General features: G+C 61.3%; 23 protein-coding genes. 14 read left to right on the forward strand and 9 right to left on the reverse strand.

The window, feature by feature from the left end:
* Positions 1-42: 42 nt before the first annotated feature.
* From ACYP2A_RS10360 to ACYP2A_RS10370, 3 genes are read left to right on the forward strand one after another with little or no spacing between them, the layout of a single operon-like run.
* Positions 43-330, forward strand: coding sequence for an iron transporter (locus ACYP2A_RS10360; RefSeq protein ID WP_459744901.1), 288 nt, complete (start codon positions 43-45; stop codon positions 328-330).
* Positions 327-1,868, forward strand: coding sequence for a PepSY-associated TM helix domain-containing protein (locus ACYP2A_RS10365; RefSeq protein WP_459744902.1), 1,542 nt, complete (start codon positions 327-329; stop codon positions 1,866-1,868). The genes ACYP2A_RS10360 and ACYP2A_RS10365 overlap by 4 nt, the downstream gene beginning before the upstream one ends.
* Position 1,869: 1 nt before the next feature.
* Complete coding sequence (locus ACYP2A_RS10370) at positions 1,870-2,202, forward strand: DUF3325 domain-containing protein (protein ID WP_459744903.1); 333 nt, start codon at positions 1,870-1,872, stop codon at positions 2,200-2,202.
* Here ACYP2A_RS10370 and ACYP2A_RS10375 read toward each other — a convergent pair.
* On the reverse strand, positions 2,130-3,371 hold the full coding sequence (locus ACYP2A_RS10375; protein ID WP_459744904.1) for an MFS transporter: 1,242 nt from the start codon (positions 3,369-3,371) through the stop codon (positions 2,130-2,132). The two genes, ACYP2A_RS10370 and ACYP2A_RS10375, sit on opposite strands and share 73 nt — an antisense overlap.
* A 135-nt stretch (positions 3,372-3,506) precedes the next feature.
* Here ACYP2A_RS10375 and ACYP2A_RS10380 point away from each other — a divergent pair, with 135 nt between their 5' ends.
* The 7 genes from ACYP2A_RS10380 to ACYP2A_RS10410 all read left to right on the forward strand — a co-directional run bounded on the left by ACYP2A_RS10380 (position 3,507) and on the right by ACYP2A_RS10410 (position 7,645).
* Entirely contained in the window at positions 3,507-4,127 is a 621-nt protein-coding gene (locus ACYP2A_RS10380) for a TetR/AcrR family transcriptional regulator (protein WP_459744905.1), read from the forward strand.
* A 40-nt stretch (positions 4,128-4,167) separates the two neighbouring features.
* Positions 4,168-4,560: a sulfurtransferase complex subunit TusD gene (tusD, locus tag ACYP2A_RS10385; protein WP_459744906.1), complete on the forward strand. Its 393-nt coding sequence runs from the start codon at positions 4,168-4,170 to the stop codon at positions 4,558-4,560.
* Between the two features lies 1 nt (position 4,561).
* Positions 4,562-4,924, forward strand: coding sequence for a sulfurtransferase complex subunit TusC (gene tusC / locus ACYP2A_RS10390; protein WP_459744907.1), 363 nt, complete (start codon positions 4,562-4,564; stop codon positions 4,922-4,924).
* Positions 4,924-5,208: a sulfurtransferase complex subunit TusB gene (gene tusB, locus ACYP2A_RS10395; protein WP_459744908.1), complete on the forward strand. Its 285-nt coding sequence runs from the start codon at positions 4,924-4,926 to the stop codon at positions 5,206-5,208. Before tusC ends, tusB begins: the two co-directional genes overlap by 1 nt.
* Positions 5,205-5,540, forward strand: coding sequence for a TusE/DsrC/DsvC family sulfur relay protein (locus ACYP2A_RS10400; RefSeq protein ID WP_459744909.1), 336 nt, complete (start codon positions 5,205-5,207; stop codon positions 5,538-5,540). The genes tusB and ACYP2A_RS10400 overlap by 4 nt, the downstream gene beginning before the upstream one ends.
* The gene (locus ACYP2A_RS10405) at positions 5,537-6,538 is read left to right on the forward strand and encodes a glycosyl transferase family protein (protein ID WP_459744910.1); all 1,002 of its coding nucleotides are present in this window, start codon (positions 5,537-5,539) and stop codon (positions 6,536-6,538) included. Before ACYP2A_RS10400 ends, ACYP2A_RS10405 begins: the two co-directional genes overlap by 4 nt.
* A gap of 105 nt (positions 6,539-6,643) precedes the next feature.
* On the forward strand, positions 6,644-7,645 hold the full coding sequence (locus ACYP2A_RS10410; protein ID WP_459744911.1) for a glutathione S-transferase family protein: 1,002 nt from the start codon (positions 6,644-6,646) through the stop codon (positions 7,643-7,645).
* 3 nt (positions 7,646-7,648) lie between these two features.
* Here ACYP2A_RS10410 and cysG read toward each other — a convergent pair whose 3' ends face one another.
* From cysG to ACYP2A_RS10440, 6 genes are all read right to left on the reverse strand, one after another.
* Positions 7,649-9,043, reverse strand: coding sequence for a siroheme synthase CysG (gene cysG / locus ACYP2A_RS10415; RefSeq protein WP_459744912.1), 1,395 nt, complete (start codon positions 9,041-9,043; stop codon positions 7,649-7,651).
* Positions 9,044-10,324, reverse strand: coding sequence for a serine--tRNA ligase (serS, locus tag ACYP2A_RS10420; protein ID WP_459744913.1), 1,281 nt, complete (start codon positions 10,322-10,324; stop codon positions 9,044-9,046).
* 16 nt (positions 10,325-10,340) lie between these two features.
* Positions 10,341-10,715 (reverse strand): fluoride efflux transporter CrcB, encoded by a 375-nt coding sequence (gene crcB, locus ACYP2A_RS10425; protein WP_459744914.1) that lies wholly within the window; start codon positions 10,713-10,715, stop codon positions 10,341-10,343.
* Positions 10,712-12,037, reverse strand: a complete 1,326-nt coding sequence (locus tag ACYP2A_RS10430; protein WP_459744915.1) for a replication-associated recombination protein A — start codon at positions 12,035-12,037, stop codon at positions 10,712-10,714. Before ACYP2A_RS10430 ends, crcB begins: the two co-directional genes overlap by 4 nt.
* A gap of 19 nt (positions 12,038-12,056) precedes the next feature.
* A complete protein-coding gene (gene lolA, locus ACYP2A_RS10435) occupies positions 12,057-12,680 on the reverse strand; it encodes an outer membrane lipoprotein chaperone LolA (RefSeq protein WP_459744916.1) in 624 nt (207 codons plus the stop codon).
* Positions 12,681-12,765: 85 nt separating this feature from the next.
* Positions 12,766-15,282 (reverse strand): DNA translocase FtsK, encoded by a 2,517-nt coding sequence (locus tag ACYP2A_RS10440; protein ID WP_459744917.1) that lies wholly within the window; start codon positions 15,280-15,282, stop codon positions 12,766-12,768.
* Positions 15,283-15,571: 289 nt separating this feature from the next.
* On the opposite strand from ACYP2A_RS10440, the gene aat reads away from it, so the two are divergent.
* From aat to infA, 3 genes are all read left to right on the forward strand, one after another.
* The gene (gene aat, locus ACYP2A_RS10445; RefSeq protein ID WP_459744918.1) at positions 15,572-16,261 is read left to right on the forward strand and encodes a leucyl/phenylalanyl-tRNA--protein transferase; all 690 of its coding nucleotides are present in this window, start codon (positions 15,572-15,574) and stop codon (positions 16,259-16,261) included.
* Between the two features lie 49 nt (positions 16,262-16,310).
* Positions 16,311-17,018 carry an arginyltransferase gene (locus tag ACYP2A_RS10450; RefSeq protein WP_459744919.1) on the forward strand — a complete coding sequence of 236 codons (708 nt, stop codon included), beginning with the start codon at positions 16,311-16,313 and terminating at the stop codon, positions 17,016-17,018.
* Positions 17,019-17,119: 101 nt separating this feature from the next.
* Entirely contained in the window at positions 17,120-17,338 is a 219-nt protein-coding gene (gene infA, locus ACYP2A_RS10455; RefSeq protein ID WP_002553999.1) for a translation initiation factor IF-1, read from the forward strand.
* A gap of 109 nt (positions 17,339-17,447) precedes the next feature.
* Here the strand turns inward: infA and clpA are convergent, their stop codons facing one another.
* On the reverse strand, positions 17,448-19,721 hold the full coding sequence (gene clpA / locus ACYP2A_RS10460; protein ID WP_459744920.1) for an ATP-dependent Clp protease ATP-binding subunit ClpA: 2,274 nt from the start codon (positions 19,719-19,721) through the stop codon (positions 17,448-17,450).
* Positions 19,722-19,751: 30 nt separating this feature from the next.
* A complete protein-coding gene (gene clpS / locus ACYP2A_RS10465; protein WP_459744921.1) occupies positions 19,752-20,126 on the reverse strand; it encodes an ATP-dependent Clp protease adapter ClpS in 375 nt (124 codons plus the stop codon).
* Positions 20,127-20,365: 239 nt separating this feature from the next.
* On the opposite strand from clpS, the gene cspD reads away from it, so the two are divergent.
* Positions 20,366-20,635: a cold shock domain-containing protein CspD gene (cspD, locus tag ACYP2A_RS10470; protein WP_459744922.1), complete on the forward strand. Its 270-nt coding sequence runs from the start codon at positions 20,366-20,368 to the stop codon at positions 20,633-20,635.
* The last annotated feature ends 84 nt before the right edge of the window (positions 20,636-20,719 follow it).

The raw sequence follows: 20,719 nt of genomic DNA on the forward strand, positions 1-20,719 counted from the left end.
CCGGGTTTTTGCTTGTCCAGCGTGTCTGATGAGCACCTTTGCATGAACAGCGGATCCTCTCCCTGGCCTACCGTTTCCCGCGTTCTGGCCGCCGTGCCGGGCGGCTATCTGTTTACCTATGCCTTTACTGCCGCCCTGGCCCGCGTGCTGCCGTTGAACAAGGCCGACGCGATGGTCAGCGCCACCTTGCTGTCTTTTGTGGTGTACACGCTGGTGATTCTCTGGGTGTTTACCTGCCATAACCCCTGGCGCGCCTGGGCGGGCCTGGCCACCGCCGTACCGTTGGCCGGTATCGGCTTCTGGCCGCAACTGCTGGAGCGCGCCGCATGAAAGCCAAAACGCTTACCCAGTCGCTGTCGTGGCTGCACACCTGGAGCGGGCTGATTTTCGGCTGGGTGCTGTTCAGCATTTTCCTGACCGGAACGCTGGCGGTGTTCGACAAGGAAATCGATAACTGGATGCGCCCGGAAATTCCGACGCACAGCCTCGATCAGGCGCAGGCCACGCAGGTGGCGCTGGACTATCTGCAGGCCCGCCACCCGGATGCCAGCGCCTGGAACATCGGCCTGCCCACCGAACGCTCGCCGAACCTGAGCGTGTCGGCCGGCGAACAACGCCGTGGCGGCGGCACGCTGCTCGACCCGCACACCGGCGAGCCACTGGAAGTGCGCGAAACCGCTGGCGGCGGGTTTTTCTTTCGCTTTCACTTCACCCTCAACCTGCCACGCAACATCGGCATCTGGGCAGTAGGCCTGGCGGCGATAGCAATGCTGGTGGCGTTGATCAGCGGGATCGTGATTCACAAGAAGTTTTTCAAGGAACTCTTCACCTTTCGCCCGGCCAAGGGCCAACGTTCCTGGCTGGATGCACACAACGCCACGGCGGTGCTGGTGCTGCCGTTTCACCTGATGATCACCTACACCGGGCTGGTGATTTTCTACCTGATCTATATGCCCGCGGCGATGGATGCACTGTTCGACGGCGACCGCGAAAGCATGAACCGGGCGCTGCGCGAAGGCCCGGTGGCCGAGCAGCGCGGGCAACGTGGGCCAGCTAAAACGCCCGTTCAACCGGCTGACCTTACGGCGCTTGCGCCGGTCCTCAGTGAAGCCGAACGGCTGCTGGGGCCGGTCGCCAGCCTGAGCATTCAGAATCCGGGGCGCAGCGATGCACGCATCGAGGTGCGTCCGCTGCTGGGTAATCGCATCGAACTGACCAAAGGCATGAGCCTGCAGTTCGACGGCGTCAGCGGCCAGGTGCTGCGCCTGCCCAGCGACAGCCGGGCGACGCTGCTGACCCAGAAGGTCATGTCGGGCCTGCACTTTGCCCAGTTCGGCGGCTACTGGATGCGCTGGCTGTACTTTCTCTGCGGGCTGGCCAGTTGCGCGATGCTGGCCACCGGTGTGGTGCTGTTCACGGTCAAGCGCCGCCGACGCCACGATGCCGAAGGTCGTGTGGCGGCCCTGCTCTATCACAGCGCCGAACGCCTCAACGTAGCGGTGATTGCCGGATTGAGCCTGGCCTGCGTCGCTTACCTGTGGGCCAACCGCCTGCTGCCGGTCGGCTTGTCGGGGCGCGGCGACTGGGAGGTGCACGTGTTCCTGCTGGTCTGGCTGGCCAGCCTGGGCCACGCCATCGTGCGCCCCTGGATGAGTGCGTGGCGCGAGCAACTGGGGCTGACCGCCGCGCTGTGCATTGGCCTGCCGCTGCTGAACCTGATCAGCGGCACCCGCGCCGACACGTTCTGGCTGGAAGCGGTGGTGGTGATCATCGGCGTGCTGCTGGCATGGACGCGCTGGAAACTGGGGCAACCGATCAAGGCCAGGGCGCCACGCCGGGCGCCCGACACCGCCCTGGAGACCAACTGAAATGAACCTGTGGATCATCGCCGGCGGGCTGCTGGCCTACAGCGGTTTCTTGAGTTTGTGCCTGGGCCTGGAACGGCACTACAAACAGCTTTACCAACGCGCCCCCGGCCCAGGCTTGCAACGCCTGCTGCGCGGGAGCGGCTGGACGTTGCTGGCCGCCAGCTTTGCCTGCTGCGTGCAGGCCTGGGGCTGGGCGATGGCAGGGCCTGGCTGGTTCGGCCTGCTGGCGTTGGCGGGCTTGGGGCTGGTGTTATTGCTGCCTTATGCACCGCGTTGGTCGGTGTGGTTGCCGGGGATCGGCTGGCCGGTGCTGGGGGTGGCGATGGTGCTGTGACACGCCAGATGCCGGCTCACCCAGAAACTCAATACCAGCACGGCCACCGAGGCGGTCAATGCCACCTTGAAACCGGCCGTGGCACCGGCGGCATCGACCATTTGCCCGGATAACACCGCGCCCAGCGCGACGCCGGCGTTCAAGCCTGCCAGCAGCCAGGTCATGCCTTCGGTGAGTTGTTGTTCAGGCACTTCGCGCTCGATCAGTGACATTGCCACGATCATGGTTGGCGCGAAGAACAACCCCGCCACGAATACCGCCGCTGCCAGCATCCACAGGTCGGTCACCCACAGCAACGGCAGGGTGGTGGCAGCGGTGGCCAGCCCGCCCAGTACCAGCAACCGGTGCAACGGCATCTGCAGCTTCAAGGTGCCGAACAGCAGCCCGGCCAGACACGCTCCCAGCGCATAGGCCGACAACACCAGTGAGGCGCCCGCCGGTTGCCGCAGTTGCTCGGCAAAGGCCACGCTGACGATGTCCACGGTGCCGACAATCATGCCCATGGCGACCATCAACAGCGCCAGCAGACGCACGCTGGCCAGGTGCAAGACAGACCGTACGCCAACCATCGCTTCGATAATCGCCGGTTGCGTGGCGCGCTGGCGGACCAGCCAGCCGGTACCGATGGCCAATAGCACAGCAGCGGCCAATGGGCCTGCCTGAGCAAACGTCATCACGCTCAGGCCGACCGCCAGCGGCGGCCCGGCGATAAAGCTCAGTTCGTCGAGTACCGTTTCCAGCGCATAGGCGGTCTGCAAACGCGGCTGCCCGCGAAAAATCGCCGTCCAGCGGGCACGAACCATGGCCGGCAGGCTGGGCATGAACCCGGTCAGGCAGGCGCCCACAAACAGCGTCCAGTCTGGCGCCGGCCACCAGGTGGCCAGTAACAGGATCGACACGCCGACGACGCTGATCAGGGTTGCGACCGGTAATACCCGGCCTTGCCCCAGCCGGTCCACATGACGCGAAATCTGTGGCGACAACAGCGCATAGGTCAGCACGAACGTGCCCGATACCGCGCCTGCCAGCGCATAACTGCCGCGCAATTGAGCGAGCATGGTGATGATGCCGATGCCCATCATCGGCAAGGCCAGCCGGGCAATCAGCCCCGCGAGCACAAACGCTGAGGCGCCCGGGACGTCGAATAGTGCGCGGTAAGGGTGGGTCATGGTGCTCTCCAGAACATGCCCCACTTGCCAGAATGGCGCAGGGCGCGAACAATACATACATCTCGTATGTATAAAACCTACATTCATACGAGCCGTATGTAAATATTCATACGCAGTGTATGTAAGGAGCATTCAATGGTTCGCCGCACCCGCGCCGACATGGAACAGACCCGCATCACCTTGCTGGACACCGCCCGCAACATGTTCAGCGAGCGTGGCTATGCCGACACCTCGATGGACGACCTGACGGCACAGGCCGGCCTGACCCGAGGGGCGCTGTATCATCATTTCGTCGACAAGAAAGGCTTGTTGGCGGCGGTCGTCGAGCAGATCGATGCCGAAATGGACGCGCGCCTGCAGGCCATTTCCGATACCCACGAAGAGGCTTGGCACGGTTTGCGCCAGCGCTGCCGCAGCAATCTGCAGATGGCCCTGGAGCCTGAGATTCAGCGCATCGTGCTGCGTGATGCTCGCGCCGTACTCGGTGCTGCATCGCCGCAAGCACAGCGCCATTGCGTGCGCTCGTTGCAGGATTTGATCGGGCGGTTGATCGAGCAAGGCCTTGTCACTCAAGCAGACCCGCAAGCCCTGGCGTTGCTGATTTACGGAAGCATGACCGAAGCTGCGTTCTGGATCGCCGAGAGTGATGAAGGCCCGACCCGGCTCGAGCACGCCCTGGCAGCGCTGGATGTGCTGTTGCGCGGATTGTTGGCCGGCAAGGATGAACGCAGCGTCAATTCACACCCTGACGCCTGAATTCTTTATCATTGAGCCTGTTTTGCTGATCGAGCCGACGATGAAATTCGCTATTTGTCTGTTTAGCGCACCCCATGCGCCCTCTTCCCGGCGTGCCTTGCAATTCGCCCAGGCGGTACTGGCCAGCGGGCATGAGATTGTGCGCCTGTTCTTCTATCAGGATGGCGTGCACAGCGCCTCGACCACGGTGGTCACCCCGCAAGACGAGCAGGACCTGCCGCGGCAGTGGAGCGCGTTCATTACCGGGCACGGCCTCGATGGCGTGGTGTGCATTGCTGCGGCCTTGCGCCGTGGCATATTGAATGCCGAGGAGGCAACGCGTTATCAGCGCGATGCGGCCAATCTGCAAGCACCGTGGGAATTGTCGGGCCTGGGTCAGTTGCACGATGCGGCGCAGACAGCGGATAGGGTGATCTGCTTTGGAGGGCCATGACATGAGCAAATCGATGTTGATCGTCAGCCGTCAGGCGCCCTGGTCGGGGCCGGGCGCACGTGAGGCGCTGGACATTGTGCTGGCCGGTGGGGCGTTCGATCTGCCGGTGGGCCTGCTGTTTCTCGACGATGGCGTGTTCCAGTTGCAGGCCGGACAGCACGCGGCGGCCGTGCAGCAAAAGGATGTCACCGCCAACCTCAAGGCGCTGCCGATGTTCGGCGTCAATGAGCTGTATGCCTGCGGCCATAGCCTGCAACAGCGCGGCATCGACGCCAGCGAGCTGGATGACGATATCCGCACACTGGCCAGCGGCGCCGACATTGCTGCCCTTTTCGACCGTTACGACCAGGTGATCACGATCTGATGGCGACCTTGCACGTTGTTTCCCATTCCCCCTTAACCGATACGCGCCTGGACAGTTGCCTGCGGGTGCTGGGCGAGCACGATGGCGTGCTGCTGTGCGGCGATGGCACGTACGCCCTGCGCCGTGATGACCCGGCGCTGGCGGCGCTCGGCGAGCGCTTGTTCGTGTTGCAGGAAGACCTGCAGGCCCGGGGCCTGACGCTGCTGGCCGATGCACGCGCGGTGGATTATCCGGGCTTTGTCGATTTGTCCATCCGCTTCGACAAGGTCAATACCTGGCTATGACCCATCTGAACGTTGCAAACCGCGCCATTGCGCTGGATCAGGACGGTTTTCTTCAGGATCTTGCCGACTGGTCGCTGGAGGTCGCCAAGGCGCTGGCGGCCGAAGAAGGTATCGACTTCAGTGCCGAGCATGAAGAAGTGCTGCTGGTGCTGCGCCAGTTCTATGCCGAATTCCAGTTGTCGCCGGCCACCCGGCCGCTGATCAAGTACACGGCACTCAAGCTGGGCCCGGACAAGGGCAACAGCATGCACCTCAATCGCCTGTTCAATGGCCGGCCCGCCAAACTGGCGGCCCGGCTGGCGGGCCTGCCCAAACCGACGAATTGCATATGACCGACTACAGCCCCCTTGTCACCGAAACACCCGCCGAACACCCGTTCGCCCAGTTTGTGCGCATCCTCGGCAAAGGCAAGCGCGGCGCCCGTGGCCTGAGCCGCGAAGAGGCCCGCGAAGCGATGGGTCTGTTGCTCGACGAGAAAGTCGAGGACACCCAATTGGGTGCATTCCTGATGCTGCTGCGCCACAAGGAAGAAAGCCCGGAAGAGCTGGCGGGCTTTACCGAAGCCCTGCGTGAGCGCCTGAACGCGCCAGCCATCGAGGTCGATATCGACTGGCCCAGCTATGCCGGCAAGAAGCGCCACCTGCCGTGGTTCCTGCTGGCCGCCAAGTGCCTGGCCAATAACGGTGTGCGCGTGCTGCTGCATGGCGGCGGCGCGCACACTGCCGGCCGGCTCTACACCGAGCAGTTGCTCGGGCTGCTGAACATTCCGCTGTGCCGCGACTGGAACGCCGTGGATAACGCCCTGCAGCAGCGTCACCTGGCATTTATTCCGCTGGTCGACTGGGCGCCGCAATTGCAGCGCATGATCGATTTGCGCAACACTCTGGGGCTGCGTTCGCCGATCCATTCGCTGGCCCGTGTGCTCAACCCGCTCAAGGCGCGTTGCGGCTTGCAGAGCATTTTTCACCCTGGCTATCAAAGCGTGCACCGCGAAGCCAGCCGCCTGCTGGGCGACCATGCCATCGTGGTCAAGGGCGACGGCGGAGAAATCGAGGTCAATCCCGACAACATCAGCCACCTGTACGGCACCACTGCCGGCGCGGAATGGGATGAGGAGTGGCCAGCGCTGTCCGAGCGTCGGCATGTCAAGCCTGCCAGCCTTGAGCCTGCGCACTTGGTCGCGTTCTGGCGCGGCGAGGTCGAAGACAGTTATGGCGAGCTGGCGCTGCTGTCGACCATGGCGCTGGCCCTGCGCGGGCTGGGTGTCGAGCGTGAAGCGGCCTTCGTGCAGGCCCGGCAATTCTGGGAGAACCGCGACCGCTCTCTTTGATCTATCGCCTTGTTCGATGATTAGGGGTGGTTATTTGCGCTTTTAGTTCGAACCCTGCTCGATAGACTGGGCTCCAACGTTTACCGACAAACTTTGGAGTCCAGCATGGGCCTGCTCATCGACGGACACTGGCATGACCAGTGGTATCAAAGCAGTAAGGAAGGCGCGTTCCAGCGCGAGAACGCCCAGCGTCGCAACTGGGTCACAGCGGACGGCGCGCCTGGCCCCAGCGGTGAAGGTGGCTTCAAGGCCGAGGCCGGTCGCTATCACTTGTATGTCTCGCTGGCCTGCCCGTGGGCGCATCGCACCTTGATCGTGCGTCAGCTCAAGGGCCTGGAAACGCTTATCGATGTTTCGGTCGTCAGTTGGCTGATGCTGGAAAACGGCTGGACCTTCGATAAAGCCACCGGCTCAAGCGGCGATGCGCTGGATGACCTGGAGTTCATGCACCAGCGTTATACCGAGGACGATCCCGAATACACCGGGCGCGTGACGGTGCCGGTGTTGTGGGACAAGCAGCTCAAGCGGATTGTCAGCAATGAGTCGGCAGAGATCATCCGCATGTTCAACTCGGCGTTCAATGAGCTGACCGGCAATCACCTGGACCTGTATCCGCAGTTTTTACGCAGCGACATTGATGCGCTTAACGAGCAGATCTACCCGGCCGTCAACAATGGCGTGTACCTGGCAGGCTTTGCGACGTCACAAGGCGCTTATGAAAAAGCCTTCGATGCGGTGTTTGCCAAGCTCGATGAGCTGGAAATTCTGCTGGGCGAGAAACGCTATCTGGCGGGCGAGTACCTGACTGAGTCCGATGTGCGCTTGTTCACCACGCTGGTGCGCTTCGATGCGGTGTACCACGGACACTTCAAGTGCAACCTGCGGCGCCTGAACGAATACCTGAACCTGAGCAACTGGCTGCGCGAGTTGTACCAGTGGCCGGGCGTGGCACAGACCGTGGATTTCGAGCACATCAAACATCACTACTACGCCAGCCACCGCACGATCAACCCGACCGGCATCGTCCCCAAGGGGCCGAAGCAGGATTTCAATGTCGGGCATGACCGGGCGCGGTTGCCGGGTAACGGCATCTGGCAGGGCGCTTGATCGTTAGAGTGAACCCTGCGCGCCTTCGAACCACGCCAGTTTTTCACGCAACACCACCACTTCACCGACGATCACCAGCGTCGGTGCATGCACCTCGTGATCGGCGACCAGTTTCGGCAGGTCGGCCAGCGTGCCGGTGAAGACTCGCTGGTTGACCGTGGTGCCTTGCTGAACCAGTGCCGCCGGGGTATCGGCAGCGCGGCCATGCGCGATCAGTTGCTCGCAAATGGTCGGCAGCCCCACCAGCCCCATGTAGAACACCAGGGTCTGCGCCGGCGCGACGAGGTCTTGCCAGGGCAGATCGGTAGTGCCGTCTTTCAGGTGCCCGGTGATGAAGCGCACCGATTGCGCGTAGTCGCGGTGGGTCAGCGGAATGCCCGCGTAGGCGGCGCAGCCGCTGGCGGCGGTGATGCCGGGTACCACCTGGAACGGAATGCCGTGGGCGGCCAGTTCTTCGATCTCTTCGCCACCGCGACCAAAGATAAACGGATCGCCGCCCTTGAGGCGTACCACCCGCTTGCCTTGTTTGGCCAGGTCCACCAGTTGCTTGTTGATCTGCTCTTGCGGCAGTGCATGCTCGCTGCGGCGCTTGCCGACATAGATGCGCTCGGCATCGCGCCGGCACAGCTCAAGGATCGCCGGGGCGACCAATCGGTCGTAAAGCACCACGTCGGCTTGCTGCATCAGGCGCAGGGCGCGAAAGGTCAGCAGGTCGGGATCACCGGGGCCGGCGCCGACCAGATACACCTCACCCGGCGCATGCGGCGGTGCGCCGTCGACCTTGGCGCGCAGCAAGCGCTCGGCCTCGGCACCCTGCCCGGCCAGTTGCCGGTCAGCGATCGGGCCTTGAAACACCTCTTCCCAGAACGCCCGGCGTTGCTGGACATCCGGGTAGAGCTGCTTGACCTGATGACGAAAACGCGCCGCCAGACCTGCGAGTTGCCCGTAGGTCGACGGAATCCAGGTTTCCAGCTTGGCGCGAATCAGCCGCGCCAGCACCGGTGCATCGCCGCCGCTGGACACCGCTATCACCAAGGGTGAACGGTCGACGATGGCCGGGAAGATCACGCTGCACAACGCGGGCGCGTCGACCACGTTGACCGGCATGCCACGCTGGCGGGCGTCCCGTGAGACTTGCGCGTTGAGCGGTTCGTCGTCGGTGGCGGCGATGACCAGTACACAGCCGTCGAGATCGTCCGGCTGATAGCCGCGCAGACGAATATCGGCACCACCGCGTTCAACCAGTTCGCGCAACTGGGGCTCGATCTCAGGCGCAACCACCCGCAGCAACGCGCCGGCATCGGCCAGCAGGCGAGATTTGCGCAAGGCAATCTCACCGCCGCCGACGACGAGCACCCAACTGCCACGCAGGTTGTGAAACAGTGGCAGAAATTCCATTTAGCCGATGACCTCAAGGCCGCCCATGTACGGCCTCAGCACTTCTGGTACACGGATCGAACCGTCAGCCTGCTGGTAGTTTTCCAGCACGGCAACCAGGGTACGACCGACGGCCAGACCCGAACCGTTCAGGGTGTGGACCAGCTCAGGTTTGCCGGTTTCAGGGTTGCGCCAGCGGGCCTGCATGCGGCGCGCCTGGAAGTCGCCACAGTTGGAGCACGAGGAGATTTCACGGTATTTGTCCTGGCTCGGCACCCAGACTTCAAGGTCATAGGTCTTGACCGCACTGAAGCCCATGTCGCCGGTGCACAGCGCCAGAACGCGATACGGCAGTTCGAGCAGTTGCAGAACGCGCTCGGCGTTGGCAGTCAGCGATTCGAGCTCGTCCATCGACTGCTCGGGCGCTACCACCTTGACCATCTCGACCTTGTCGAACTGGTGCTGGCGGATCATGCCGCGGGTGTCACGGCCAGAAGCGCCGGCTTCGCTACGAAAGCATGGCGTGTGGGCGACAAACTTGAGTGGCAGTTGCTTGCTGTCGAGGATCTGACCCGAAACGATGTTGGTCAGCGACACCTCGGCTGTCGGGATCAGGTACAGGTCGGCTTCGCCGTCGCGGCTGATCTTGAACAGGTCTTCTTCGAACTTCGGCAACTGGCCGGTGCCTTGCAATGCAGGGGCCTGTACCAGGTACGGGGTGTAGGTTTCCTCGTAGCCGTGCTCGTTGATGTGCAGGTTGATCATGAACTGCGCCAGGGCGCGGTGCAGACGGGCAATAGGCCCGCGCAGCAAGGCGAAACGGGCACCGGACAGCTTGGCGGCGGTTTCGAAATCCAGCCAGCCGAACTTCTCGCCCAGCGCGACGTGGTCCTGAATCGGGAAATCGAAGCTGGCAGGCGTGCCCCAACGGCGCACTTCAACGTTGCCGTCTTCGTCCTCACCCACCGGCACCGACGCGTCGGGCAGGTTGGGGATGGTCAGCAGCAAGCCGTCCAGCTCGGCCTGGATGTTGTCCAGTTCGACCTTGCCGTCGTTGAGCTCGGTGCCCATGCGCTCGACATCGGCCATCAGCGGCGCGATATCTTCGCCACGCTGTTTGGCCTGGCCGATTGACTTGGAACGGGCGTTACGCTCGGCCTGCAGCTGTTCGGTGCGGGTCTGGACGACCTTGCGCTGCGCTTCGAGCGCTTCAATACGGGCTACATCCAGGGTGAAACCACGGGACGCCAGGCGATCCGCTACGTCCTGAAGGTGGGTACGCAGCAGTTTGGAATCGAGCATATCGTTCTCTCGTCTATCAAAGTCGGGTCAAAGTCAGGCCCACCCAGGTGGCGAGCAGGCCGCCAAATACGCTGATACCGGCATAGCCGAAGGCTAGCGGTACCTGCCCGCTTTCAAGCAGGCGCAGCGTATCCAGTGAAAAGGATGAAAAGGTCGTCAGACCCCCTACAAAACCGACGATCAGGCCGGCGCGAATCTCGATCGGCACTTCCGGACGAATCAGAAAAAGGCCATACAGCACGCCGATAATCAGGCACCCGACCAGATTGACGGCCAGAGTGGCTGTATAAAAGTGCCGTGGCCAGTGGGCGCTGACCCAGTTGCCGGTTGCGAAGCGCAATAATGTACCAGCGATGCCGGCAATCGACACCGCAAGAATGGTCTGAATCATGACTTTCTCCGCTGCCGGGGGCTGGAGGCGTCCAAAGCATGCAGATGACGCAGCTTTTCGCCGATTTTCAGTTCCAGGCCACGAGGCACTGGCTGGTAGTACTGGCGTGGCTCCAGCTCATCGGGAAAGTAGTCTTCGCCAGCGGCGTAGGCGTCGGGTTCGTCATGGGCATAGCGGTATTCTTCACCGTAGCCCAGTTGCTTCATCAGCTTGGTCGGCGCATTGCGCAGGTGCAGCGGCACTTCCATCGAGCCGTTTTCGACGACATCGCTCATCGCCGCCTTGAAGGCCATGTACACCGCGTTGCTTTTCGGCGCGCAGGCCAGGTAGACGATGGCCTGGGCCACGGCCAGCTCGCCTTCCGGGCTGCCCAGGCGCTCTTGTACGTCCCAGGCCGACATGCACAACGGCAAGGCGCGCGGGTCGGCGTTGCCGATGTCTTCGCTGGCCATGCGCACCACGCGACGCGCCAGGTACAACGGGTCGCACCCGCCGTCGATCATGCGTGCAAACCAGTACAGCGCGGCATCGGGACTGGAGCCACGAATCGATTTGTGCAACGCCGAGATCTGGTCGTAGAACGCCTCGCCCCCCTTGTCGAAACGCCGCCGACTGTCGCCCAGCAGGCTTTGCAGCAATTCGTTGTCGATCTCGCTGCCGTCTTCGGCGAGGTCGGAGGCATTTTCCAGCAGATTAAGCATGCGCCGGCCGTCGCCATCGGCAGCGGCCATCAAGGTGGCAAAACCTTCGTCGCTCAGGCGCAGGTGCCGCTGGCCCAGGCCACGGTCCTCGCTGAGTGCACGCTGTACCAGCTTGCGCAGGGCGGCTTCGTCCAGGCTTTTGAGCACATAGACGCGCGCCCTGGAGAGCAAGGCGTTGTTAAGTTCGAACGAGGGGTTTTCGGTGGTCGCGCCGATAAAAATCAGCGTGCCGTCTTCGACATAGGGCAAAAAGGCGTCTTGCTGCGACTTGTTGAAGCGATGCACTTCGTCGACGAACAGGATGGTGCGCCGACCGTATTGCGCCGCTTGCTGTTTGGCGACTTCGACGGCCTGACGAATCTCTTTGACGCCGGCCAATACCGCCGAGACGGTTTCGAAATGCGCATCGGAAACTTTGGCCAGCAACCGTGCCAGGGTGGTCTTGCCCACGCCCGGCGGCCCCCAGAAGATCATCGAATGCAGCGCGCCCTGCTCCAGTGCTTCGCGCAGGGGCTTGCCGTGGGCCAGCACATGCTCCTGACCGACATATTCGTCCAGATTGGTCGCCCGCAAACGGGCGGCCAGGGGCTGGGCGATGGGTTCACGACTGAACAGGTCCATGGTCCTGGGTTAAAGCCTCTTATTCCTGAATGACGTCTGCGCCTTTAGGCACCTGGAACTGGAACTTGCTGGCCGGCACCGGCTCATTGGCCTTGACTCCGGTAAACAGGATATTAGTGCGCTGGCCAACGTTATCGACCAGTTGCATGTCGTTGATCAGACCGTTGCGAAACGACAGGCGCAGGTTGTCGAACAGCGTGTCCTTGCTCTTGGGCTTGAGCGTGAAGTCCAGCACGCCACCGGCTTCCCTGGCGGTGATGTCGAAGCTTTCACTGATTTTCGAGACGTCACCGGACAGCAGCAAGGCCGGGGTCTGGGTCAGGCGCTGGTCGAGGGTCTTGATGGTGACTTGTTGCAGGTCCGGGTCCCACAGCGAGACTTTCTTGCCATCGGAGACCATCAGTTGCTCCTGCGGTGCGTCAGTGTGCCAGTTGAACAGACCAGGACGCTGCAGGGTCATTTCGCCGGTGGTTTCCTGCAATTGGGTACCGCTGCCGTCCAGGGTCATTTGCGAGAAACGCCCGGTCAGGGTCTGGGATTTTTCCAGCAATTGGGTCAGGCGTGCCACGTCCTTGCTGTCGGCATGCGCCGCCACGGTGGAGAAGGTCAGAGCAGTGGCCAGTAACATGCGGATAAGACGCATGGGATTCCTCGTTGGATTCGCTGAAATGGCGACAGCGTGGCCAGCACGCTGTCGGCGTTGTAAAGCCTGCTTGCAAGATCTCGGATCAGTCGCGCATAGGCGCTGGTGCGATGACCTCACGTGAACCGTTGGTGTTCATCGGCGTGACGACGCCGGCGTTTTCCATCGACTCGATCATCCGTGCGGCGCGGTTGTAACCGATCTTGAGCTTGCGCTGGACCGCCGAAATCGAGGCCCGGCGGCTTTCGAGCACGAACTTGACCGCTTCGTCGTACAGCGCATCGCTTTCGCTGTCGTCGCTATCACCACCACCGCCGCCGTTCTCGAAGCCGCTGCCGGCCTCTTCGACGCCGGCCAGAATATCTTCGTTGTAGTCCGGCGTGCCACGCATTTTCCAGGCTTCGACGACGCGGTGCACTTCTTCGTCGGACACGAAGGCACCGTGTACGCGAATCGGCAGGCTGGTGCCCGGTGGCATGTAGAGCATGTCACCGTGACCAAGCAATTGCTCGGCACCGCCCTGGTCGATGATGGTCCGCGAGTCGATCTTGCTCGACACCTGGAAGGCCATGCGCGTCGGAATGTTGGCCTTGATCAGACCGGTGATCACATCCACCGATGGTCGCTGGGTGGCGAGAATCAAGTGAATGCCGGCGGCCCGGGCTTTCTGGGCGATACGGGCAATCAGTTCTTCGACCTTCTTGCCGACGATCATCATCATGTCGGCGAACTCGTCGACCACCACCACGATGGTCGGCAGGGTACTGAGCAGCGGCGCTTCGTCGTGAATGCTTTCACGGCGATACAGCGGGTCGCCGATTGGCGTGCCGGCCTCCTCGGCGTCCTTGATCTTGCGGTTGAAGCCGGCCAGGTTACGCACGCCCATGGCTGCCATCAGTTTGTAACGCCGCTCCATCTCGGCGACGCTCCAGCGCAAGGCGTTGGCGGCGTCCTTCATGTCGGTCACCACCGGGCACAGCAGGTGCGGAATGCCTTCGTAGATCGACAGCTCAAGCATTTTCGGGTCGATCATGATCAGGCGGGCGTCTTCGGGACCGGACTTGAACAGGATCGACAGGATCATCGCGTTGACGCCCACCGACTTACCGGAACCGGTGGTACCGGCGACCAGCAAGTGCGGCATCTTGGCCAGGTCGGTGATGACCGGACGCCCACCGATGTCATGCCCCAGTGCCAGCGGCACCGGTGACTTGGCCGCTTCGAACTCGGGCGACGACAGCACTTCGGAGAAGCGCACCATCTGCCGGTCGTCGTTGGGAATCTCGATACCCACAGTGGTCTTGCCGGGAATCACTTCGACCACCCGCACGCTAGTTACCGCCAGTGAACGGGCAACGTCCTTGGCCAGGTTGGCGATGCGGCTGACCTTGACGCCTGCGGCCGGCTGGATTTCGTAACGGGTGATCACCGGGCCGGGATGGATCGAGTCCACCGAGACCTCGACGCCGAACTCCTTGAGCTTGATTTCCAGCAGCTTGCCCACCGCGTCCAGCGATTCCGGCGAGTAGTTGAGCGGCTTCTTTTCTACCGGGTCGAGAATCGACAGCGGCGGCAGCGTGCCGGCCACAGCGCTGTCGATGAACGACGGCGCAGGCGCTGGACGCGGTGCAGGCTCCAGCGGCTTGGGCGGTGCCGGCGGAATGATTGCCGGTGCAGGCTTGGCGCGTTCTACAGGCAGCTCTTGCGCGACAGGCGCAGGCTTGGCCAGTGACTGGGCGGCCACAGGCGCCATCACTGGAGGCGCAACGACAGGGGCCGCAGCAGCGGTTGCGGGCATCGAGATGGGCGGCACAGGACGGCTGACCGGCTGTTCGCGCTCGAAGACCTTGTCGCGCGCCTTGACTTGCGGTTCACGGCGCTCGGCCACCACCGGGGCACGTACTGCGTCGCGCAGGTCGGCCTCACGCAGTTTGGCGACCATTTGCTTGCGCTCGACGCGCGCGGCCCACCAGCGACTGACCGCGCCTTGCAGCAGTTCGAACAGGTCCAGAGTGATCTTGCCGGTCATGTCCATGACCTTGAACCACGACAGGTCGGTAAACACGGTCAGGCCAAACAGGAACAGGGCAATGAACAACAGGGTGCTGCCCTGAATGTTCAGCGCACGCTTGGCCAGGTCACCCAGAACCTCGCCCAGCACGCCACCGGCGGACCCCGGAAAGCCTGCGGCAAAATGAAAGTGCAGATGCGCCAGAGCAGCCCCCGCCAGTACCAGGAACACCAGGCCAATGGTCCGCCAGGAAAGCAGCCAGCCACTCCACTGCCAGGGTTGGTGCCGATGACGGAACACCTGCCAGGTCTTGATGGCCAGCAGCAAAGGAAATATGTAGGCGAAATAGCCCAGAACCATGAACAGGATGTCGGCACTGAAGGCGCCTGCGCGACCTGCTGCATTCTGCACTTCGCTGCTATTGCTGCTGGTATGGCTCCAGCCGGGGTCGCTCTGATCGTAGGTCAGCAACGACATCATCAGGTACAGGCACAGGAAGCCGAAGGCGATCAATGCCCCTTCCTTGAGCCGATAATGCAACTGCTGCCGCCAGAGGGGTACAGCTGCGGGTGCTGGAGTGGATTTCTTCAAAACGCTTTATTTCCTGCGCAAACGCGCGAACAACTCTGATTGAACGACCACGAACAGAGACTTGAATGATAACGCGCAAAGTGGGCATTGTACGGCTTTGCCTGCTTGCGGGTCTGTCAGGCATCGTCAGGCACCGCCAAGAAGGCCTAATTTGAGCATGCATTCTCTTTCGTGACAAAGGCTTATGACGTACAACCCATCCAGAATGGCCTGCTTGTGACCGTCTTTGCGGTACAGAGTTGCACAGGCGACGCCGCCCTCCCCTTCCCTTGCGAGAAACCCTGACACCATGTTGACCTGGTTACAACGCAACAGCCTGGATTTTCCACCCCTGAACAAGGCCCTGCGCGAGCCTGACGGCCTGCTGGCCGCTGGCGGCGACCTGTCGGCAGAGCGTCTGGTCCGGGCCTATCGGCATGGTTGCTTTCCATGGTTTCAGGATGGCCAGCCAATTCTGTGGTGGTCGCCCGACCCGCGCACCGTACTGCTTCCCGCGGAGCTGCATGTCTCACGCAGCCTTGGCAAGCTGCTGCGCCAGCAGCGTTACCGGGTGACATTCGACCAGGATTTCGCTGCGGTCATTCAGGCCTGCGCCGAGCCACGCAGCTATGCGCAGGAAACCTGGATTACCCGGCAGATGCAGGACGCTTACCGACTTTTACATGAGCAAGGTCATGCCCACAGCGTCGAGGTCTGGGACGGCGATGCGCTGGTCGGTGGCCTGTACGGCCTGGCCATGGGGCAGCTGTTTTTCGGCGAGTCGATGTTCAGCCGCGCCGATAACGCCTCCAAGGTCGGCTTTGCCACCCTGGTCGAACGCCTCACTGCCTGGGGTTTTGTACTGATCGACTGTCAGATGCCGACCCAGCACCTGCAAAGCCTGGGTGCGCGCTCGATTTCTCGCCAGGCCTTTGCCGATTACCTGCACAAACACCTGGATGTCGAAAATAACGCCGACTGGTTGCCTAGGCGAGTTTGACAGGCTGGCTTACACTCTTGATGAACGGTTAATTGAATGGGGGGCGATCATGACAGAGCTGGCCCGGCTCAAGTTTTATGCCACTCAACCCCACGCTTGCAGCTACCTGCCTGACGAACAAGCCACAACCTTGTTTCTGGACCCCAGTCAGCCAATGGATGTGCAAGTGTATGCCGACTTGTCGGACATGGGTTTTCGCCGCAGTGGCGATCATTTATACCGGCCGCACTGCCAGAATTGCAGCGCGTGCATACCGGCGCGCATACCGGTAGAGCTGTTCGTGCCGGATCGCCAGCAAAAGCGCATCATCAAGCGCAATGCCGATTTGCAGGTGCGCAGCGTCAAGCCGACGTTCACGCAGGAATACTTCGACCTCTACCAGCGCTACATCGAGCAGCGCCATGCCGATGGCGACATGTTTCCGCCCAGTCGCGACCAGTTCATTACTTTTCTGGTCCGCGACCTGCCATTTTCACGCTTTTACGAGTTTCGTGCCGAAGGCCGCCTGCTGGCGATCGCCGCCACCGACATGCTACCCACCGGACTTTCGGCGGTGTACACCTTCTACGAGCCCAACGAAGAGCGCCGCAGCTTGGGCCGCTATGCCATTCTTTGGCAAATCGCCGAAACCGCTCGCCTGAATCTGCATGCGGTGTACCTGGGTTACTGGATAAAAAACTGCAAAAAGATGAATTACAAGACGCAATATCGCCCCATCGAGCTGCTCACCAATCAAAGATGGGTCACTCTGTATTGAAGTCCTTGGCGTAACAGGCATTTTTCGGGCACAATGCACGCCGCTTTTGCCTGGCGCCACTTGCACCGGGCCACTCATTTGATACCCGAGGGCTTTACTGCATGTCGAAAGAAGACAGCTTCGAAATGGAAGGCACTGTCGTCGACACCCTGCCCAACACCATGTTTCGTGTGGAGTTGGAAAATGGGCACGTCGTAACTGCGCACATCTCCGGCAAGATGCGCAAAAACTACATCCGCATTCTGACCGGCGACAAGGTGCGCGTTGAATTGACGCCTTACGACCTGAGCAAAGGGCGCATTACCTACCGCGCTCGTTAAGTACGCACGCTTTAGACAACAAAGCCCGGCATTGCCGGGCTTTGTCGTTTCTGTAGATTGCCTTTACGCAGGCCTGCGACCCACCTCTTGCGAGGCGGGCCATGCAGCATCAGGCCATTTCTGCGGTGGTTTCGTAGTCAAAAGTGATCTCGCCATCCTTGATGTCGATATGCACCACACCACCGTGATCGGACAGTTCGCCGAACAGGATTTCTTCTGCCAGCGGGCGCTTGATGCGGTCCTGGATCAGGCGCGCCATCGGCCTTGCCCCCATGGCCGCGTCGTAACCGCCCTGCGCCAGCCAGCTGCGCGCCGCATCGGAGACTTCGAGCAGAACCCGCTTGTCTTCCAGTTGCGCCTGCAGCTCGGTGAGGAACTTGTCCACCACACTCTTGATGACTTCATGACTGAGGCGGCCGAACTGGATGATGGTGTCCAGACGGTTGCGGAACTCGGGCGTGAAGCTTTTCTTGATCACTTCCATGGCATCGGAAGAGTGATCCTGGTGAGTGAAGCCAATCGAGGCCCGTGAAGCGGTCTCGGCACCGGCGTTGGTGGTCATGATCAGGATGACATTGCGGAAGTCCGCCTTGCGACCGTTGTTGTCGGTCAGCGTCCCGTGGTCCATGACCTGCAGCAGCAGGTTGAAGACCTCGGGATGCGCCTTCTCGATCTCGTCGAGCAGCAGCACGCAATGCGGCTGTTTGGTGATGGCCTCGGTGAGCAGACCGCCCTGATCGAAACCGACATAGCCCGGAGGCGCACCGATCAGTCGCGATACGGTGTGACGCTCCATGTACTCGGACATGTCGAAACGCACCAGCTCGACACCCAGCGCCTTGGCCAGTTGACGCGCCGCTTCGGTCTTGCCGACACCGGTAGGACCTGCGAACAGGAACGAACCGACCGGTTTGTCGGGCGACTTGAGGCCCGCACGCGACAGCTTGATGGCGGTGGACAGCGAGTCGATGGCTGCATCCTGACCGAATACAGTCAGTTTCAGGTCACGTTCCAGATTACGCAGCAGTTCCTTGTCGGAGCTGTTGACGTGTTTAGGCGGGATCCGCGCGATCTTGGCCACGATATCTTCGACGTGCAGGACCTCGATGCGTTTGACACGTTTCTCGACCGGCTGCAGACGCTGATAGGCGCCCGCCTCGTCGATCACATCGATGGCCTTGTCGGGCATGTGGCGATCGTTGATGTAACGCGAGGCCAGCTCGGCGGCTGCACGCAGCGCCTCATCGCTGTACTCGATGTTGTGGTGCTGCTCGAAACGGCCCTTGAGCCCGCGCAGAATACCGATGGTGTCTTCGACCGACGGCTCGGAGACATCGACCTTCTGGAAGCGACGCGCCAGGGCACGGTCTTTTTCGAAGATGCCGCGAAATTCCTGGAACGTGGTCGAGCCGATGCAACGGATATCACCCGACGACAACAGCGGCTTGAGCAGGTTGGAGGCATCCATGACGCCACCGGACGCCGCACCGGCACCAATGATGGTGTGAATTTCATCGATGAACAGGATGGCATGGGGACGCTTGCGCAGTTCGTTGAGCAGCGCCTTGAAGCGCTTCTCGAAATCGCCACGGTACTTGGTGCCCGCCAGCAATGCCCCCAGATCGAGGGAATAGACGACGCTGCTCGCCAGCAGGTCCGGCACCTGGTTGTCGACGATACGCTTGGCCAGGCCTTCGGCGATGGCGGTCTTGCCGACACCGGCCTCACCGACCAGCAGCGGGTTGTTCTTGCGACGACGGGCGAGGATCTGCGCGACGCGCTCGACCTCGGGCTCGCGACCCACCAGGGGGTCGATACGCCCCTGACGCGCCTGCTCGTTCAGGTTGCTGGCATAGGCATCCAGAGGATTGCCTGAGGAAGAAGCCTCACCGCCCTCGTCGTCCTGCATATCTTGCTCACCTTCGGAAGAGTGTTCGCCGTGCCCTGGAACCTTGGAGATTCCGTGGGCAATGTAGTTGACGACATCGATCCTGGCCACGCTCTGCTGCTTGAGCAGAAACACGGCCTGGCTTTCCTGTTCGCTGAAGATTGCTACCAGCACATTGGCGCCGGTGACTTCACGCTTGCCGGAGCTTTGCACATGGAATACGGCGCGTTGCAGCACGCGCTGGAACCCGAGCGTTGGCTGGGTCTCGCGATCCTCGTCATGAACCGGGATCAACGGGGTGGTGGAGTCGATGAACTCCTGCAGATCACGCTTGAGCTTATCGAGGTTTGCGCCGCAGGCACGCAAGACAGTGGCTGCAGCCTCGTTGTCCAATAAAGCCAGCAGAAGGTGTTCGACGGTCATGAACTCATGACGCTTCGAACGCGCTTCCTTGAAGGCCAGATTGAGGGTGACTTCGAGCTCACGGTTTAACATAGCTTCACCTCATACCCAAGTGGTCGGCGTTTAACCGTCCTTCTCGATCTCACAGAGTAGCGGATGCTGGCTCTCCCGGGCGTATTGGTTGACCTGCGTCGCCTTGGTCTCGGCAATGTCGCGGGTAAACAATCCGCAGACTGCCCGTCCCTCTGTATGGACGGCCAGCATGATCTTGGTGGCCAGCTCACGATTCAGGTTGAAAAACACCTCCAGTACTTCGACAACGAAATCCATCGGAGTGTAATCATCGTTAAACAAAACCACCTTATACATCGGTGGCGCCTGCAGAGTCGGTTTTGCGTCCTGTACCGCTACGCCCGACGCATCGTCCTCGTGTGCATCCTCGTTTGACCGAGGACCATCCTGACTGAAGGTTAGTCGAATCTTGCTGATTGCATGCATGGGAAAAGAACGTTCATTTCGAGAAGGTCGGATTGAGCTGATAGCAACTGGCCGTCGTCCAACCGGTTTTTCATGACATGGACTGCCGCATGACCTTGACTATCAGCTAAACGGTGTTACAAACAATAGAGCCCACATTGGGTAAAAAGGGTCCGCGCAGTCAACCAAAATTTTTTCTCGGTCAGGCGGATTGAGGTGGATGATACTCCAGACGGAGTCCTTTGCAGAGGGATATGGCTATGCTCAGTGGTAAAGTCAAGTGGTTCAATAATGCAAAAGGCTATGGATTTATCCTTGCCGACGGTAGGGATGAAGATCTGTTCGCCCATTATTCAGCCATCAACATGGAAGGTTACAAAACACTCAAGGCTGGTCAGCCGGTGAATTTTGAGATTATTCAGGGGCCCAAGGGCTTGCATGCAGTCAACATTTCGCCCGCTGCCGTCAGTGCCGTCAAACCGGTTGAAACGTCGAGCGCAGTCCAGAAAACCTCTAATGTGCCAGCCTGAATGAGGCGAACCACCACAAACGCCAGTCACGATAGATAGCCTGGTGGCCGGTTCAGCTGACTGAACCGGCCACCAGGCTTTATT

The organism is Pseudomonas sp. 3A(2025) (genome assembly GCF_054589175.1).